General features: G+C 34.9%; 12 protein-coding genes and 2 tRNA genes. 7 read left to right on the top strand and 7 right to left on the bottom strand.

The window, feature by feature from the left end:
• The 3 genes from AC000W_RS05820 to AC000W_RS05810 form a co-directional block, all read left to right on the top strand.
• The coding region (locus AC000W_RS05820) for a T9SS type B sorting domain-containing protein (RefSeq protein ID WP_474746787.1) at positions 1-2,456 on the top strand (2,456 nt) is incomplete at its 5' end.
• 7 nt (positions 2,457-2,463) lie between these two features.
• Positions 2,464-3,453, top strand: coding sequence for a PorP/SprF family type IX secretion system membrane protein (locus AC000W_RS05815; protein ID WP_474746786.1), 990 nt, complete (start codon positions 2,464-2,466; stop codon positions 3,451-3,453).
• Positions 3,454-3,464: 11 nt separating this feature from the next.
• Positions 3,465-5,393 carry an OmpA family protein gene (locus AC000W_RS05810; protein WP_474746784.1) on the top strand — a complete coding sequence of 643 codons (1,929 nt, stop codon included), beginning with the start codon at positions 3,465-3,467 and terminating at the stop codon, positions 5,391-5,393.
• Here AC000W_RS05810 and AC000W_RS05805 read toward each other — a convergent pair.
• The 5 genes from AC000W_RS05805 to mutS form a co-directional block, all read right to left on the bottom strand.
• A complete protein-coding gene (locus AC000W_RS05805; RefSeq protein ID WP_474746783.1) occupies positions 5,386-6,639 on the bottom strand; it encodes an NRAMP family divalent metal transporter in 1,254 nt (417 codons plus the stop codon). The two genes, AC000W_RS05810 and AC000W_RS05805, sit on opposite strands and share 8 nt — an antisense overlap.
• A 57-nt stretch (positions 6,640-6,696) precedes the next feature.
• Positions 6,697-7,332, bottom strand: coding sequence for a SanA/YdcF family protein (locus AC000W_RS05800; protein ID WP_474746781.1), 636 nt, complete (start codon positions 7,330-7,332; stop codon positions 6,697-6,699).
• Positions 7,333-7,416: 84 nt separating this feature from the next.
• A tRNA-Leu gene (locus AC000W_RS05795) sits at positions 7,417-7,500 on the bottom strand.
• A gap of 36 nt (positions 7,501-7,536) precedes the next feature.
• Positions 7,537-7,609: transfer RNA gene (locus AC000W_RS05790), tRNA-Gly, on the bottom strand.
• Positions 7,610-7,708: 99 nt separating this feature from the next.
• Positions 7,709-10,291 (bottom strand): DNA mismatch repair protein MutS, encoded by a 2,583-nt coding sequence (gene mutS / locus AC000W_RS05785; protein WP_474746843.1) that lies wholly within the window; start codon positions 10,289-10,291, stop codon positions 7,709-7,711.
• Positions 10,292-10,470: 179 nt separating this feature from the next.
• On the opposite strand from mutS, the gene AC000W_RS05780 reads away from it, so the two are divergent.
• The gene (locus tag AC000W_RS05780) at positions 10,471-11,001 is read left to right on the top strand and encodes an RNA methyltransferase (protein ID WP_474746780.1); all 531 of its coding nucleotides are present in this window, start codon (positions 10,471-10,473) and stop codon (positions 10,999-11,001) included.
• A 140-nt stretch (positions 11,002-11,141) separates the two neighbouring features.
• Here the strand turns inward: AC000W_RS05780 and folK are convergent, their stop codons facing one another.
• Positions 11,142-12,281 (bottom strand): 2-amino-4-hydroxy-6-hydroxymethyldihydropteridine diphosphokinase, encoded by a 1,140-nt coding sequence (gene folK / locus AC000W_RS05775; protein WP_474746778.1) that lies wholly within the window; start codon positions 12,279-12,281, stop codon positions 11,142-11,144.
• A gap of 102 nt (positions 12,282-12,383) precedes the next feature.
• On the opposite strand from folK, the gene sppA reads away from it, so the two are divergent.
• The 3 genes from sppA to AC000W_RS05760 are packed head-to-tail and all read left to right on the top strand — an operon-like array spanning position 12,384 to position 17,585.
• Positions 12,384-14,144 (top strand): signal peptide peptidase SppA, encoded by a 1,761-nt coding sequence (gene sppA / locus AC000W_RS05770; protein ID WP_474746776.1) that lies wholly within the window; start codon positions 12,384-12,386, stop codon positions 14,142-14,144.
• 4 nt (positions 14,145-14,148) lie between these two features.
• A complete protein-coding gene (locus AC000W_RS05765; RefSeq protein WP_474746775.1) occupies positions 14,149-14,859 on the top strand; it encodes a queuosine precursor transporter in 711 nt (236 codons plus the stop codon).
• A 32-nt stretch (positions 14,860-14,891) separates the two neighbouring features.
• Positions 14,892-17,585 (top strand): AsmA family protein, encoded by a 2,694-nt coding sequence (locus AC000W_RS05760; protein ID WP_474746773.1) that lies wholly within the window; start codon positions 14,892-14,894, stop codon positions 17,583-17,585.
• Positions 17,586-17,751: 166 nt separating this feature from the next.
• On the opposite strand, the gene AC000W_RS05755 is transcribed toward AC000W_RS05760, so the two are convergent.
• Positions 17,752-18,447 (bottom strand): hypothetical protein, encoded by a 696-nt coding sequence (locus tag AC000W_RS05755; protein WP_474746772.1) that lies wholly within the window; start codon positions 18,445-18,447, stop codon positions 17,752-17,754.
• Positions 18,448-18,472 lie beyond the last annotated feature (25 nt).

Genomic DNA, 18,472 nt, shown 5'->3' with positions numbered 1-18,472 from the left:
CCCAATCTAACTCATTGACTTTTACTGGATTTAATACAGAAAATCACTCTATTGTTGTTCCAATTTTGAATGATGCTATTGTAGAAAATGATGAGACCTTTTTTGTAAACCTTAGTAATATTACCGGTTTGGCGACCATAGATGATGGCCAGGGAATAGGAACCATAAATAACGATGATTTTGTTACAGTGGAATTCTCAACAGCTGCAAGTGATGATTTGGAAGATAACGGGGGTAATCTCCCCACTTTATTGGTTACAGGAACAGTTACTAATACTACCAGTATTACGCTATCTACTGGAGGAACTGCCAATGGAACAGATTATACGTTGGCAAGCACTACAATTAACATTCCAGCTGGCACATATAGTAATGATCCAATTGCGTTAGGGCTTTCAATTACTGCCGATACCCAGGTAGAAGGAAATGAAACTATTGAATTGACTTTATCGGGAGCTTTAGGTGATGCCACAATTGGTTCACAGGATATAACAACTTACACCATAACAGAGGACGATTCTGCAGGTTTGGTTATAAATAATGTTACTATAAATGAGGGAGATGGTACAGCTACTTTTATCATAACATTAAACGGAACTACTTTATTTGGTGCAGATGTAGATTATATTACCCAAGATAACACTGCGATTTCTGGGGAAGATTATACTGCAATATCAGGAACAGTAAATTTTGGTGCTGGAACTGACCAGACGATAGATATTATGGTTCCCATCATAGATGATAATTCAGTTGAGAGCACAGAATTTTTTTTCGTTAACATTAGTACTTCCAGTGTTTTTACAGATGTCATTGTTCCACAAGGAACAGGGACAATAATTGAAAATGATGTTTGTGATGCTGGAAATACTGCTCCTGTTCTTGATATCTCTGTGCCAATGTCATTTTGTGATGTTATTAATCAAGATTTAAACGAATATGTAAGTTCATCTACACCGTCTGGTTCTGTGTTGGTGTGGAGTACTGTTTCTGATCCAACCAATATACCTGCGCGTTTGTCCAACACAGTGGTAAATGGCCCTGGAACATATTTTGGTTTCTTTTGGGAAGAAGATAAATCCTGTGCAAGTCCATTGTTGCAAATAGATTTAGTATTAAATAATACACCAACTGTTGACAGTGTAACAGAAAATGTTAGATGTGGTACAGGAACAGTTGCTTTGGAGGCAACTGTAAGTACTGGGGGTACATTAAATTGGTATGATAGCCCTGTTGGAGGCACCTTGATTGGCACGGGGTCAACTTTTATTACACCGGGCATCTCTACTACAACTACATTTTATGTGGATGCAACAGCCAATGGCTGTACATCAGGAAGAACTCCTGTCATTGCCACTGTAAATATTCAGCCATTTGCAGGGACAACAACCAATATAGCTGCATGTAATGTGAACGGAAATGGCGGTACTACCACTGTGGATTTGGATAGTACATTGACAGGGGCAGATATTGGTGTGTGGACTTTTACTTCGGGGCCAGAGACTCCAGTTTTAAATACAGATAATGTGGTGGACTTTGAGGGTCTTGCGGATGGAGATTATATTTTCACCTATACCACTACTGGGGCAAGTGCACCATGTGTAAATGAATCGGTAGATGTGACGATTTCTGTGAATGATTGTATAGTAGATACAGATAATGATGGACTCACAGATGGAGAAGAAGCTACCTTGGGCACAGACCCTAATAATCCAGATTCAGATAATGATACAATTGAAGATGGGGAAGAGGTAGAAAATGGTACAGATCCACTGGATGCTTGTGACCCTAATTTGTCTCCTGATTGTAACCCAGCGGATATTGACCTTGAAATTCTTAAGGAAGTTAGTAATAGTACTCCACTAGTTGGAGATGAAATAATTTTCACAATTACATTAACAAATCTTACGACAGACAGGGTCATTGATATTGGCGTTAACGAAATATTAGAGTCAAGCTTTTTTTATGAGGGACATACAGCATCAAGAGGAAATTATGACCAGACTACTGGGATATGGGAAGTAGAAGAGCTTTTGGGTGATGAAGTTGTTACCTTGGAAATTACAGCAGTAGTATTGCAAGATGGCACACTTCAAAATATTGCAACAATTACAAATTCATTTCCAAATGATTTTGATAATACTAATGATGAGGCCATGATAATTGTAAATGCAATTATTGCTCCTCCTGAAGGTTGTGGTTTTGTTTTTAATCAATTCTCGCCAAATGGTGATGGGGTAAATGATTTTCTTGTGATTAATTGTATAGAATTGTATGCCAATATTTTATTGGAAATATATGATAGATATGGAGCAAATGTCTTTAGTGCTCAACAATATAACAATACGTGGGATGGTACAGGAAAGAATGGGAATTTACCTAAGGGTACATATTTTTATACACTAGATTTAGGAGATGGCACCGAAGTTAAAAAAGGGTGGATCCAAATCTTAAGATAAAATATATATGAAATACTTTATGCACAAAAATAAGTTTACTAACATTCTTTTTTTAATGTTGTTCTTTGGGGTAATATTGGTGGCACATGGACAAAAAGAGCCCCAATATACTCAGTATATGTATAACATTGGAAGTTTTAATCCGGCCTATGTTGGTACAGTTGATAAAACTGAAATCAGTGCTTTGTACAGAGCACAATGGATAGACATTCCTGGCGCGCCAAAGACATTAAGATTTGGGGCGAATATTCCTTGGGGAAATGAAAAAAATGGACTTGGTATAAATGTAGTTAGTGATGCCTTGGGGCCTACAACCCAAACCTTTTTTGATTTGTCTTATTCCTTTCAAATAGATGTTTCAGATGATACAAAGTTGTCTTTTGGAATTGATGCTGGTGGTTCTTTGTTGGATGTAGATTTTACCAAGGGAGATTTTCAAGACCCAAATGAGCCTTTGCTATTGAATAATGTTTTTAATAAATTTTACCCAACAATGGGCGCGGGATTATTTCTATATTCTGATGATTGGTATTTGGGAGCATCTGTTCCCAATTTTTTATATAATGTTATAACTGATGAAGAGGTGGCTCTTTTGATTAATGATAGAGTGCAAGTAAATATGATAGGTGGCTTTGTATTTGAATTGTCAAACAACTTGAAGTTTAAACCTGCTTTTTTGGCACATTACTTGGAAGGTTTACCAGTAAAAGTAGATTTGTCTACCAATTTTTTAATAAAAGATGTGCTGACTGTTGGGGCCTCATATAGGATAGATAATTCTGTTAGTGGTTTAGTTGGATTTCAAATATCTAGTGGAATGTTTATTGGGTATTCATATGATTACAACACCAATGGATTGGGAGATTATAATAGCGGTTCCCATGAAGCTATCCTGAAATTCTATATTGGTAATGGAGGTGGGAATAAAACAAAACAGGCTAAGACAAAAAACGTTAAAGGAAAACCAAAACAGATTGACACGCCAAGGTTTTTCTAAAAAGAATTATTATGAAGTTTAAGATTGGTGTATTTTTATTTTTAACGATAGCAAGTTCATCTTTTGGTCAAGATAAAATGTCCAAAGCGGATGCGTTATTCTTTGGTTATGCATATAAAAATGCAATTATAGCATATCAAAAAGAACTTCGTGAAAAACCATTAAGTAATCAACAATATCTCAATTTGGCTGATTCTTATTTAAAAATGGAAGATTACGAAAATGCTTCAAAAGCATATATGGAAGTATTCAAAAAGGACAGTACAATGTCCAATCATCATTTCAATAAAATGTTACAGAGTTTTTATAGGACTTCTGGACAAGATAGAATAAAAGCTTTTTTGGCTACAAAGGGTTCAAGGTTGTCACAGGAATTATTGGAAAATTCTGATTTTAATTTTGAGCTTTTGGAATCTAACCTTGAAACAGAGTTGGACTATGAAATTTTCAATATTAATGCTAATAGCTCTAAGGCAGATTTTTCTCCTGCTTTTTATGGAGACAAGCTTCTTTTTTCTACTGGTAGAGGACAAAAAAGAGAAGTGTACGAACCATCTGGGGAATCTTATTTAGACATTTTTGTATCTAGAATAGAACAGAATGGAAGTATTAATAGTACTACATCATTCACAAATATTCCCAGTTCTAGTTTTCATAAAGCAACTCCGTATTACTCTTTTGAGCAAGAAAGTGTATTTTATGTTTTGTCAAATGCAGAGGAAAATAGCTTATTATATAGTGAGGAAGGAAAGAACACTTTGGCAATAGGAAAAAAAGAGATAGATGGAGAATTTGAATATCTTTTAAGAGATTTAAACACCTCTTTTTATTATCCATTTTATGAGGCATCCACAGGGAAGCTTTATTTTGCTGCTAATTTTGAGGATGGGTATGGAGGCACTGATATTTATTTTGTTTATACCAATGAAGGTCAAATAATGTCAGCTCCTGTAAATCTGGGGCCACGGATTAATTCCCCAGGAAACGAGATATCACCTTTTATTTTTGAGAATAGCCTATATTTTGCTTCAGATGTTTTTTACGGATTGGGAAGAATGGATATTTATAAGTCCAATTTTCAGTCTAATGAGACTTTTAGTATACCTATTAATTTGGGAGAGGGAATTAATTCTGAAGATGATGATTTTGGTTTTATAATAAGAAACAATGGTACCAACGGTCTATTGGGTTATTTTTCTTCCAATAGAAAAGGAGGAAAAGGGAATGATGATATATATGGGTTTAATGTTGCAGAGAAACCTGGATTAAAAACCATTGCTGTTCAAGGAAAAGTTATAAAACCTAATACTGATAACGGTATTGCTAAGGCATCAATTAAAATATTGGGTTCTGATAATGAACTAATAAAAGAAGTTTTTAGTAACGAAGAGGGAGAATATCAATTTGAAATTCCATGGAGAGATTTTATTAAAATAGAGGCTGAAAAAGAACATCACTCTACATTTAGTAAAGAATTTAATGAATCTACCTTAACAAATATTCAAAAGGAAAGTTTCTATATTGATATGATTTTTATGGATGATATCGTTGAGGAAAAAGAAGAACAAAAAGTTATTAAGTTAAAAAAATTCTTTTTTGATAGAGGAAGAAGTGTAATTACTCCAGATATTGCTTTGGAACTGGATAAGGTTGTAGAAGCTGTAAAGAGATTTCCTGAGTTTCAATTAAGAATAGAATCACATACAGATAGTAGGGGTGGTGGAAGCACTAATTTTAGACTCTCCCAATCTAGATCAGATGCCATAAAGAACTACCTTTTTCAAAATGGTGTATCTACAAGTAATATTTTGTATTCCATTGGTTACGGAGAAGATAAAATTATAAATAATTGTACCAATGGTGTCTATTGTTTGGATATGCTTCACAAACAAAATGAAAGGTCTTTAATAGTTGTCTTAAACTATAATATTCTTAATTAATAAGAATTATCCAGCAATAATACAGAGCAAAAAGGGAGAGAAATACAATACCTATATAAGTTAATATTTGCAATGATTTTTTTGGGTGGGTATGCATTGGAAGGTCATCGCTCATCACATTTTTTAGATTCATATAGCCAATTACAGGTGCCAATACAAAAGAAACAAAGGTGGCCAAGGCAACTAATTTTCCCATATTGGCAGCAAACAAAATTATTACACCTAAGTTAATTGCTGCTAAAACAAGTATTCCAATAGAATAATATTTTTTCTTAGAAGTATTCTGGTTTTCTGTTTTTAACAAGCCAATAATATCTATGCAAACCCTTGCAATGGCATCATGTGCTGTCATGCATGTACTGAACATGGTGGCAAAAGCAGATACTGCTATAAATACATATGCCCATTTTCCAATATGAGTGGTGAAAAGACTTACTAATTGGTCGGCAAAAAGTACAGCATTACCACTTATTTGTGTGCCTGTACCATATAAAGTAAACCATCCTATAATTAGAAAAAAGAATGCCAATAGACTAGTAATGACATATCCTGTATTAAATTCTTGAAGTGACTCGAACAAAGTGGGTTTCTTTCTTAACTTATATTTTTCCAAACTCCATAAACTTATCCAGCTAGATGCTTCAACGGTAGTAGGCATCCAACCCATTAGACCTATCAAAAATAAAATACCAACCTCATTAAAAATTGGTAAGGGTTCAAAATTACTTGTTGGAATAACTTTCCCTTTAAATAAGACCAATACTGTAGTAACAACCAATGCTACAAACAAAATTAATATTACATATTTTAAGGAGGTCTCTAAAAACTTATATTTGCCAATAATCAATAAGGTGCTAATAAATACAAATAATGCTAGTGCCACTATACCTACTGATACATTGGTGATTTCAAACAAATTGATGAAGAGGCCAGAAGTTACTACGTAAAGAGCAGCCAAAATAGTAAAAGTGGATATGAGCGTTATAAAAGCATAAAGCCATAAATAGCCTTTCCCTCTGTTTAAATACCCCTCTATAAGACTTTTGTTTGTTACATTGGTGTATCGAATGCCAAACTCAAAAAAAGGATATTTTAACACATTGGCAAGTAGAATGGGAATGGCCATGAGCCAGCCATATTGTGCGCCAGCTTTGGTGGACAACACCAAATGCGAAGTTCCTATTGCCATACTAGCAAACAGTAAACCTGGCCCTAAATTTTTAACAAGCGTTTTAAAACTGGACATTTTGTGGTGGTTATTTGTGTAACTAAAATAGAGTTTTTTCTTGAATGAACCCGAAAACTACTTTATCTCTATTTTTTCACCATAAAATTTAGGTTGAGTATTAAGCAGTAAATCAATAAATACTTTTACTCGAGCTAAAGATTCCCTTACCTTCATTTTTAAACCTTTACCTCCGCCAACGGCCTTTGCATTGTAACCAACAGCCGCAAGTCCTTTTTTTTCTGCTAAATAGATAGCACGCTGGTTGTGAAATTCTTGAGAAATTACTGTAACACTATCCAAATTGAACACTTCTTTAGCACGCACCATGGAATCCAATGTTCTAAAACCTGCATAGTCTAAAAATATTTTTTCTTCTGGAATTCCTCTCTCGACAAGATTTTTTTTAATTGTGGATGGTTCGTTATAGTATTGTGTGCCATTATCTCCACTAACCAATACAAAATCTATTTTTCTAGCTTTAAAAAGAGCTACTGTTGCATCAATACGATATGTGTAGTATGGATTGGGTTGACCAGTGGTAAGCTTTTTAGAAGTGCCCAAAACCAGCCCTACCCTGTTTTTTGGAATTTTATTTATGTTTGAAAATGTTTTCCCTTCCGTTCCTTCTACAATGGCATAGTTACAGAGACTAATAGAGATTAAAAAAGTAGCAACTGCATATAATATAAAATATAAATATTTTCTTTTCATATAGCATTATAAAGGTAATGAAAGGATACAATTTAATTACTACTTAAAAACAAAAAAACCCTTTCCAAAAGGAAAGGGTTTCTGTACTCGAGATGGGACTTGAACCCATACGGACTAATGTCCATTGGATTTTAAGTCCAACGTGTCTACCAATTCCACCACTCGAGCCTCAAATAAAAACGCTGGTGGTAGCGTTTTCTTATGAGCGAAAAACGGGACTTGAACCCGCGACCTCCACCTTGGCAAGGTGATGCTCTACCAACTGAGCTATTTTCGCATATAAAAAGAACATGAGCATCTTTTTACAGATGCGGATGCAAATTTAATACAATTCTATAAAAGGCAAAGTAAATTTTAATCAAAAAAAGAAATATAATTAAGAAGTAGCCTTTCCTTTTTTGGAGAGCATGCGCTTAATTTCATTTAATTTCATCAGCGCTTCAACAGGAGTCAAGGTATTAATGTCTAAATGAATAATTTCCTCTTTAATTTGTTCCAAAAGAGGGTCATCCAAATTAAAAAAGCTAAGTTGCATCTCATCTTGTGCAGATTGTAATTTGTCCGTGAGTTCCTCACTGGAATGGGATTTTTCTAACTTCTTTAAAATTTTATTGGCTTTATGGATAACCTGTTGAGGCATTCCGGCCATTTTTGCTACGTGGATTCCAAAACTGTGTTCGCTGCCACCTGGAGTTAATTTTCGTAAGAAGAGAACATTGTCCTTAAGTTCTTTTACAGAGACATTATAATTCTTAATGCGTTCAAAGGTTGTTGCCATTTCATTTATTTCATGATAATGGGTAGCAAACAATGTTTTTGCACGTGCTGGGTGCTCATGTAAATATTCGGAAATTGCCCAAGCAATGGAAATACCATCATAGGTACTAGTGCCTCTGCCAATTTCATCTAAAAGCACCAAGCTACGTTCAGAAAGATTATTTAATATAGAAGCAGTTTCGTTCATTTCTACCATAAATGTGGACTCTCCCATGGAAATGTTGTCACTTGCTCCAACCCGAGTAAAAATTTTGTCCACATACCCAATATTTGCTGCTTCGGCAGGAACAAAACTTCCCATTTGTGCCAAAAGGACAATAAGGGCCGTCTGTCTTAAAATGGCTGATTTACCACTCATATTGGGCCCAGTAATCATAATAATTTGTTGGGAATCTCTGTTTAGAACAACGTCATTGGCAATATAAGCTTCGCCTAAAGGGAGCTGTTTTTCAATGACAGGATGTCTTCCATTTGTTATTTCAATTGCTGTAGAATCATTTAAGGAAGGCTCTATATAATTGTTGTCTTTTGCTAATTGGGCAAACCCACATAGACAGTCTAACTGGGCAATCTGTTGAGCATTGTTTTGTACATGACTAATATATTCCTGCATCCAAACAATGAGTTGGGAAAACAGTTGTTGTTCTAGACTTAAAATACGCTCTTCGGCCCCTAAAATTTTGCCTTCGTATTCTTTAAGTTCTTCAGTGATATAGCGTTCAGCGTTGACCAAAGTCTGTTTTCTGATCCATTCTTCAGGAACCTTATCCTTATGTGTATTGCGAACTTCTATATAATAACCGAATACATTATTTGATGCTATTTTTAGGGAAGTGATACCCGTTCTTTCGGTTTCCCTTTCGAGCATTTTGTTTAGATAGTCCTTACCAGAAAATGCCAATCCTCTAAGTTCATCCAATTCTTCTGAATATCCATCTGCAATAGTTTTTCCTTTGGAAATAAGAACAGGAGCTTCTTCACTAATCATTTCTTTGACTTTGCTCCGAAGCATTTCACAAGAATGCAATTGATCGCCAATAAGTTTTAAAGCCTCATTATCACTTTGTGAAACATGTTGTTTAATAGGAACAATGGCTTCTAGAGAATTTTTTAGTTGAATGACTTCTTTTGGATTTATTTTACCTGTGGCAACCTTAGAAATTAAACGTTCTAGATCACCTATTTGCTTTAACCATTGTTGTAGTTTTTGCAATGATGTTTCATTCTGGTTTAAATATGAAACTACTTGATGTCTTCTTCTAATTTTTTCAACATTTTTTAGAGGAAGTGCCAACCATCTTTTTATTAACCTTCCACCCATAGGAGAAATGGTTTTATCAATAACATCTAATAGGGTAACTGCGTTCAAATTGGAGGAATGATAGAGCTCTAGGTTTTTAATAGTAAACCGGTCCATCCAAATATATTCCTCTTCAGCTATCCGCTGCAGTTTGTTAATATGCTGCAATTGCCTGTGTTGGGTTTCTGAGAGATAGTGCAATACCACACCAGATGCCACCACGCCGTGTAATAGATGGTCTATTCCAAAACCTTTTAGCGTTGCCGTTTTAAAATGATTGGTAAGGGTTTCTGTGGCATAATCTTCTTGAAAAACCCAGTCTTCCATATAAAAAGTATGGAACTGACTTCCAAAAACCTCCAAGAACTCTTTTTTATGAACTTTGGAAACCAAAACCTCATTGGGAGCAAAGTTTTGTAACAATTTATCAATTTGCTCTTCGGTTCCTTCTGAGGTAAGAAATTCACCCGTGGAAATATCCAAAAAAGAAACTCCAATTCGTTTTCGACCAAAATGAACGGCGCACAAAAAGTTGTTGGTCTTGGCACTAAGAATATCATCATTAAGAGCAACTCCGGGTGTAACAAGCTCCGTTACTCCTCTTTTTACAATAGTCTTGGTTTGCTTGGGGTCTTCTAGTTGGTCACAAATGGCAACCCTTTGCCCCGCTTTCACCAACTTTGGTAAGTATGTGTTTAATGAATGATGAGGAAAACCTGCAAGTTCAGTTTTTTCACCTCCATTATTTCTATGGGTGCAAATAATACCCAATATTTTTGAGGCCTTAACGGCATCCTCACCAAAAGTTTCATAAAAATCACCCACACGAAAAAGCAACAAAGCATCAGGATATTTAATCTTGATGGTATTGTACTGCTTCATTAGAGGAGTTACCTTCTTTGTTTTTTCTGTTTTGGACAAAGCGATTTTATTGGTTTACTTTTGTTCTCAACGAATGTATTATTTTCTTTATGGAAATTAAACCATTGTTGATATTTTGGGATAAGTTCATAAAACCAAAAAATGGTTTAAAAGTGTTTTGAAAAAAAGTAAAAGGTTGGATGAGAAAACTTAAAAATGAAGAATTAAACAGATTAAGTGTTGATGCCTATAAACAGGCACAAAAAACACCAATTATTATAGTGCTTGACAATATTCGGAGTTTGAATAATATTGGTTCGGTTTTTAGAACTTCTGATGCTTTTTTAATTGAAAAAATTTATCTCTGTGGTATTACTGCTAGACCACCACATAAGGATATTCATAAAACTGCTTTAGGAGCTACCGAGAGCGTTGACTGGGAATACAGAGAAAGTACCATAGAGCTTATTAAAGAACTGCAAGATGGGAACAGTCAAATTATCGCCATTGAACAGGCGGATGAAGCAGTGATGCTAGATGATTTTATTCCAAATATTTCTAAAAAACAAGTTTTGATATTTGGAAATGAAGTAAAAGGGGTTTCTGATGAGGTAATTCCCTTATGCGGTACTGTTCTTGAAATTCCTCAATACGGTACTAAACACTCATTAAATATCTCTGTAAGTGTTGGGGTGGTAGTGTGGGATTTATGGACTAAATTAAAACGCTAACTAGCTGTAAAACAACAAAAAGCCCAACCGAAGTTGGGCTAGAAATATAGAGTTTGAGTTAGTTAGTTTCCTTTGTTAGGGCATGCAATAAAAGAAAACGTTTGCGTATATCCAAATAATTTGTGAAAATTATCTTAAAATTACCTCCCAACGATAAATTCCTGAATTTGGTCGATGATGCTATCATAGTCCTTTTTATTGCTTACAAAATCCAAGGAACTAACATCAATTATAAGACTATTTTGATTGGGGTAACTTTTAATAAAGTCCAAATATCCACGATTAATTTTTTCCAAATAATCGGGTTCAATGTTCTGTTCATAGTCCCTACCACGTTTTTTTATGTTTTTTAATAAACGCTCCGTATTTTGATAGAGATAAACATATAGATTTGGCTTCACGACCTCCTTGTACATAAAGTTGAATACCTTTCGGTACAGGTTAAATTCTTCTTCTTGGAGTGTTATTTTGGCAAAAATGAGCGATTTAAAAATATCATAATCACTCACCATAAAGTTCTTGAACAAATCCAACTGAGATGTATCATCAGTAAATTGTTGGTAGCGATCGGCCAAAAAGGACATTTCTAATGGAAATGCATACCTGCTTTGATCTTCATAAAATTTTGGCAAAAATGGATTGTCCGCAAAACGCTCCAATATTAGTTTGGCATTAAAGTCTTCTGCGATTTTTGTGACCAAAGTTGTTTTTCCTGCCCCAATGTTTCCTTCAATGGAAATAAAATGAAGTTTGGAAAATAAATCCTCCCTAGTTTTATATAGAATATAATTTGTTTTTGTCAACTTGCTTTTGTCATCACATTGTTGCAACAGATTTCTAGTGTCCTTATTAAAAATGGGATGATAAAACTGTGGTGCAATATCGGCCAAGGGTTTAAGTACAAATCTTCGCTTATGTAAATTAGGGTGAGGGAGCATTAAGGTTTCAGATTCAATAACTTCTATATCAAAGTAAAGAATATCAACATCAATGGTTCTTGGCTTGTATCCTTCTTCATCAGTACGAATTCTTCCTAGTTTAGTTTCAATCTTTAAAATAGCATTTAGCACTTCATATGGCAACAATTCTGTTTCCAAAGCAATACAGGCATTCAAAAAATCATCGGATTCAAAACCCCAAGAAGGAGTTTCATATATATGGGAAATAGATAAGATTTTACCAACTTTTTCTTGAAGCAGAAACACGGCTTTTTGCAAGTTGTTCAATCTGTTTCCCAGATTACTTCCCAAGGAAAGATATGTAGTTTTTTTACTGCCCATTTTGTAAAAGCAAAATAAGGAAAAGAAAAGGACATCCACCCGATAATCTAAAAATACATGGGATATGGTTATATTTGGCACATAATATTAACAGGTTAGTACATGAAGTTTTTAAGAAACTTATTAGCGGCAATTATTGGGTGTTTAATTGCTTTTGGCATTCTTTTTTTAATGTTTGTCATTTTTATTTCTTTGGTTGGTAGTAGTGAGGATAAGGTCATTGTTAAAAACAATTCTGTTTTAGAATTGCAATTACAGCAACCTATTAAGGATTATGTGGGAGGAAGTGAAGCTGATCCTTTTGCAGGTTTTTTTGAACAATCAATTGGGCTCAATGAGATTTTGCATGCTATAGAAGTGGCCAAAAACGATGATAAAATAAAGGGAATAAGTTTAAACAACAACTTTCTCTTGGCAGGTATAGCGCAGACTAAAGCTTTGCGTGATGTTTTAGAAGACTTTAAGAATAGTGGCAAGTTTGTATATGCCTATGCAGATTTTTACACTCAAAAAGATTATTATTTGGCAACGGTAGCGGATAGTATTTTTTTGAATAAGGTCGGTGCCATGGATTATAAAGGATTGGCTTCCGAGGTATTGTTTTATAAAGATTTGCAAGAAAAAACAGGAGTTAAAATGGAGGTAATTCGCCATGGTAAATATAAAAGTGCCGTAGAACCTTTTCTTTCCAATGAAATGAGTGACGCCAATAGAACACAAATAAAAGAACTCATAGGCTCTATTTGGAATTCCATGATAGATGATATTGCAGACGGGAGAAACCTAAGTCCAGTGGAACTAAATATTATTGCGGATACATTGGGAGGTAGAAGTCCAGAAATGGCAAAAGCATCTGGTTTAATAGATGATGCTGTTTTTTATGACCAATATGAAGGAAAATTAAAAGAAGCAGCAGGGATAGACTATGAAGACCGAATGGATTATGTTAGTCTAGATGATTACATCATAGTGGCCAATAAAAAGAAATTACACACTGGTAAAGACAAAATTGCGGTGATTTATGCGCAAGGAGAGATTTTATACGGACAAGGAGGCCCAGATATCATAGCACAGGGAATTATTAATAAGGCATTGATTAAGGCTAGGGAAGACAGTAGGGTAAAAGCCATTGTACTTAGAGTGGATTCCCCAGGTGGAAACGCATTAACATCTGATCTTATCTGGAGAGAGGTAGAATTGACAAAAGAAGTAAAACCAGTAGTGGTTTCCATGGGAAATGTAGCTGCATCTGGCGGATATTATATTGCCGTAGGGGCTGATAAAATTTTTGCGGAACCCACTACTATTACGGGTAGTATAGGTGTTTTTGGGACAGTGCCCAATATGAGTGAATTGGCTGGTAATATTGGCATTAATGCAGAGCAGGTTGGAACCAATAAGAACTCTGTTGATTACTCTCTTTTTGAGCCCATGACAGATACTTTTAGAAATGTGGTACAAGAAGGAGTAGAAGAAACCTACCAAACTTTTTTAAGCAGGGTTGCTAAAGGAAGAGAAATAACCATGGAAGAAGCAGATGCTATGGCGCAAGGTCGTGTTTGGAGTGGGGTAGATGCCAAAAGATTGGGACTTATTGATGAACTAGGAGGTTTAGATGATGCTATAGAAGAGGCTGCTTCTTTGGCGGGTGTGGATACTTATAGTATTAGAAATTACCCCAAATACAAAACGGGTTTTGAAAGATTTTTGGAAGACTATGCAAGTTCCAAGATGAAAATAAAACAAAACTTTATTGAGGATGAAATAGGAACAGAAGCTTACTCCATTTTAAAAGAAGTAAAAGCCGCCATGGAGCAGGAAGGTGTACAGGCCAGAATGCCTTTTGTTTTAAATATTGAATAAGAGCATGACCCAAAAAGATAAAAAGCTAGCCTTTAAAATATACCTGTATTTGGGCGCACTTTTTATTACGTCCTTGGTGGTATCCAATCTTATTTTTCAAAAATTTTTTTATTGGCATCCTTTTGGAGATATCAAGATTTTTGGAGCCTCTTTGTTTGAAGTTTCAGTAGGTATTTTGCCCTATCCCATTACGTTCTTAATTACCGACTTAATTTCGGAGATTTTTGGCAAGAAAAAAGCCAATCAAATAGTAACAGCCGGTATTTTTGCATCGTTCTTTTCCATGGGCATTATTCTGTTGGCAGATGAGGTTCCAGCTTTAACGGCTTCACCGGTAAACAATGCCGAGTTTAGTAAGGTTTTTGCACTATCACCTATTGCTGTGTTGGCCTCTATGATTGCTTATTTATTGGCGCAGTATGTAGACATCGCCATCTATCATTTCTGGAAGAATTTTACCAAAGGAAAACATTTATGGTTACGCAACAATTTTTCCACCTTCACATCCCAATTTATTGACACTTTCACCGTTGTATGTTTGTTATGCGTATTTAAGGTTTTACCATGGAGTTTATTCTATGGTTTGGTGGTCAGTGGCTTTCTTTTTAAAGTTTTAATAGCATTTCTAGACACCCCACTACTTTATTTGTTCGTATTTATCTTAAGAAAACGATTTAATCTAAAGGTTGGAGAGGAAATTCAGTTAGACATATAGACAATTTTTTCTACTGACATACTTAAAATTATATGAAAAAGAAACTGCTTAAAATAGTTGGCATTTTCCTATTGCTCATTATTGGGTTGTTGGTTGCCTTGCCTTTTATATTGGAAGGAAAAATAGGGAATATCATTAAGGCCAAAGTCAATGAGAATGTAAATGCCACTTTGGATTTTACTGATGCAGATTTAAGCCTGTTTTCTAACTTTCCCAAAGCCAACCTTACTTTAAAAGAGGTTTCATTGGCTAATAAATCCCCATTTGAGGGCGACACACTTTTTGCTGCCAATATGGTGGAACTTAATATGTCCATCAAAGAACTTTTTAAAGGAGTGGACGAGCCCATTAAGATTAGCAGCTTAAAGATTGATGGAGCTGACTTAAATATTAAGATTGATGGGGATGAAAATGCCAATTACGATATTGCCATGGAGTCAGAAGGTGCTGTGGATAACAGTGAACCTACAACTTTTAATCTAAGCATGGAATCGTATGAAATTACTAACACCCATATTAGCTATAATGATGTAGGAGGGAAACTGTTGTTGGATATTTCTGAAATGAACCATTTTGGAAATGGAGATTTGTCTTTGGAGCAATCAGAATTGGACACCAAAACAGATGCGCTAGTGAGTTTTGAAATGGACAGCACTAAGTATTTGAATAAAAATAAATTAAAATTAGATGCTTTAATTGGTATCGATTTAGCAGAAAATAGATATTCCTTTTTAAAGAATGAAGCTTTGGTGAACCAATTGCCTTTGGTTTTTGACGGATTTGTAAAGATAAATGAAGACAACCAAGAGGTGAATGTGAATTTTAAAACCCCATCATCAGATTTTAAAAACTTTTTGGCCGTTATTCCAGAAGCGTATTCTAAAAATATAAGCACCGTAAAAACTACAGGAAATTTTGAAGTGTCAGGCGAGTTTACAGGAATTGTGGATGACACACACATTCCAAAGTTCAATATTCAGATAAATTCTGAAAACGCATCTTTTAAGTATCCAGATTTGCCAAAATCGGTTCGTAATGTGCATATAGATACCAAGATTGTTAATACTACGGGGATTACCGAGGACACCTATGTGGACATAAAGAAATTGACTTTTATGATTGATGAGGACAGATTTAATATGACCTCCAAAATTAGGGACTTAATGGGCAATACCAAGGTAAATGCGCATGTGGATGGCAAAATGAACCTGGCCAATATTTCCAAGGCGTACCCAGTGCCAGAAGGGACAGATTTAAAAGGTTTGTTGAATGCTGATATTTCTACGGCTTTTGATATGGCCTCGATTGAGAAGGAACTGTATGAAAATACCAAGACCAGTGGCATAATGACCTTAAAGGATTTTGAATACAAATCCGAGGAGTTGGCAAATCCAGTGACCATTAATTCTGTTGCTATGGATTTTAATCCCAAGACGGTCACTTTAAAAGAGTTTAATGGTAAAACGGGGGCAACAGATTTTAATGCTACGGGAACCATAAACAACCTGTTGGGCTTTATGTTCAATGATGAAAAGGTGGAAGGGAAATTCAATTTAAAATCCAATCTGTTTGCTTTGAACGATTTTATGGTAGAAGAAGTTGTGGAAGATGGTTCTGCAGAAACCAGGGATGAAAAAATTAAGATTCCATCATTTTTGGATTGCACAATAGATGCAACGGCGAATACTGTTTTGTATGATAATCTAACCTTGAAACAAGTATCAGGGAATTTACGAATACAAGATGAAAAAGCCATTTTGACCAATATGAGCTCTTCTATGTTTGATGGTAAATTAGGCTTTAGCGGAGAAGTGTCCACCAAAGAGGATGTCCCTACTTTTTCTATGAAATTGAATATGGACCAGTTTAAAATTGGGGAAACATTCAAGGTTTTGGAATTGTTTGATGCTTTGGCACCTATTGCCAATATCTTAAAGGGTAAAATGAGTTCGGATATTGAGCTATCAGGAAAATTAACAGATGATTTTACGCCCAATTTTGCAACTCTTTCTGGAAAGGTCTTGGCTGAGGTCTTGGCAACGGATATTAGCCCCAAGGATGCTCCCTTACTTTCTAATTTAGGAGAGAAATTAAGTTTTTTAGATTTAAAAGGCTTGGACTTAAAAGGACTAAAAACAGTACTAGATTTTAAGGACGGGAAAGTGAACGTAAAACCCTTTACAATTAATTATAAGGATATTGCTATAAATGTGGCGGGCAGCCATACGTTTGACAAAAAGTTGAGCTATACGGCCACCTTGGATGTGCCGGCCAAATATTTGGGAACGGAAGTCAACCAATTAATTGCCAAAATTAATGAAAAGGAAGTGGAAAATCTCACCATTCCTGTAATTGCCACTATTGGTGGCGATTATGCCCAACCCAATGTAAGTACGGATTTGACTTCTGGTGTAAAGAACCTTACGGCACAACTTATAGAAATTGAAAAGCAAAAATTGTTAAACCAAGGAAAAGATAAAGCCAAAGATTTAATTGGTGGCATTCTTTCTGGAAATTCATCTGAGACAGATACTACTATAACGGAGAATGACACCAAGGAAGATGTAAAAGAAGTTCTTGGTAACATTTTAGGCGGAAACAAGAAAGATACAACCGTTGTTAAAAATGACTCTGTGCCACCAAAAAATGACGTGGTAAAAGATGCCGCTACCAATATTTTAGGTGGCTTATTGGGCAAAAAGAAAAAGAAGGATACCGTGAATTAACGGTTTTGTATAAAGCCGTCAGTATCGGATTTAAAGTTGCTATTTTTGGGTTTGGAACTGACTTTGGCAAATCCATAGTGGATTCAGCCCGTTCTGAGCTTGCCAAAGGGTAGTCTCCCAACACTTCGGGACGGCGTAATTAGGTTATGTATTGTTGTGTGCAGCTTTATTTTTTCACAGGTATTTTGTTTCCTTTATTAAATTCAGACAAATCCATAATTGAGTTGTGAAGAACTGCAAAATCAATTTCAACAATTTTTTTCAACCTGTCAAGATTGTCAAAAACCGAGTTTCCAAATTCGAACTTTTCACTCATATAAAAATGTAATTCATTTCTTTTTTTATTTAATGACCTAAGATATTTAATGGAAATATTATCTATATTAAAATACTTAATATAATTTTTATTATTTACTAATGTGCTATAATTCAGAGTAGTCTCTTTAAGTTCAGTAAAGTTTTTTTCTTCATCTAATTTTAGTTCAGTTATTTCAATTGGTCTTTTCTTTTGAGTTTTGAATAACTGTTCGTTTTTTGTTTTGTCAATTTCGTGAATTACAAATTCATTTAAAAGCAGTTTTGCTTTCATATAGTTCTCAAAAGTCAAGGAAATTATTATATAATCTAAAAGAGCATTAAATACAATGTCACTATTTTGTTTAATAAAAGCGATTTTCTTTTCATTGACGGAATAATCTTTAGAACTGAAAAACCCCCTAGTCAGGTCTAATTTTTCTATCTGTTTGGCTTTAAAGAAATTTCTATAAGCGAATTGGATTAAACTCACAGAAAAAAAGTTTCTAATTTCTCCGTTTTTATATGCATCGAAAGGATGGAAGTCACTTGGTTTGTATTTTTTCATTCTGTTGAGCAATTGCACATAACTC

The sequence above is a fragment of the Saonia sp. genome (assembly GCF_056326165.1).
The sequence above is the reverse complement of the archived record's forward strand: the minus strand, read 5'-3'. Positions and strand labels throughout refer to the sequence as shown.

What these genes read in the sequence shown, in the direction of transcription:
- AC000W_RS05815 (WP_474746786.1), top strand. Translation starts at nt 2,464, where the DNA reads ATGAAATACTTTATGCACAAAAATAAGTTTACTAACATTCTTTTTTTA.
- AC000W_RS05805 (WP_474746783.1), bottom strand. Translation starts at nt 6,639, where the DNA reads ATGTCCAGTTTTAAAACGCTTGTTAAAAATTTAGGGCCAGGTTTACTG.
- mutS (WP_474746843.1), bottom strand. Translation starts at nt 10,291, where the DNA reads ATGAAGCAGTACAATACCATCAAGATTAAATATCCTGATGCTTTGTTG.
- AC000W_RS05760 (WP_474746773.1), top strand. Translation starts at nt 14,892, where the DNA reads ATGAAAAAGAAACTGCTTAAAATAGTTGGCATTTTCCTATTGCTCATT.
- folK (WP_474746778.1), bottom strand. Translation starts at nt 12,281, where the DNA reads ATGGGCAGTAAAAAAACTACATATCTTTCCTTGGGAAGTAATCTGGGA.
- sppA (WP_474746776.1), top strand. Translation starts at nt 12,384, where the DNA reads ATGAAGTTTTTAAGAAACTTATTAGCGGCAATTATTGGGTGTTTAATT.
- AC000W_RS05780 (WP_474746780.1), top strand. Translation starts at nt 10,471, where the DNA reads ATGAGAAAACTTAAAAATGAAGAATTAAACAGATTAAGTGTTGATGCC.
- AC000W_RS05800 (WP_474746781.1), bottom strand. Translation starts at nt 7,332, where the DNA reads ATGAAAAGAAAATATTTATATTTTATATTATATGCAGTTGCTACTTTT.
- AC000W_RS05810 (WP_474746784.1), top strand. Translation starts at nt 3,465, where the DNA reads ATGAAGTTTAAGATTGGTGTATTTTTATTTTTAACGATAGCAAGTTCA.
- AC000W_RS05765 (WP_474746775.1), top strand. Translation starts at nt 14,149, where the DNA reads ATGACCCAAAAAGATAAAAAGCTAGCCTTTAAAATATACCTGTATTTG.
- AC000W_RS05755 (WP_474746772.1), bottom strand. Translation starts at nt 18,447, where the DNA reads ATGAAAAAATACAAACCAAGTGACTTCCATCCTTTCGATGCATATAAA.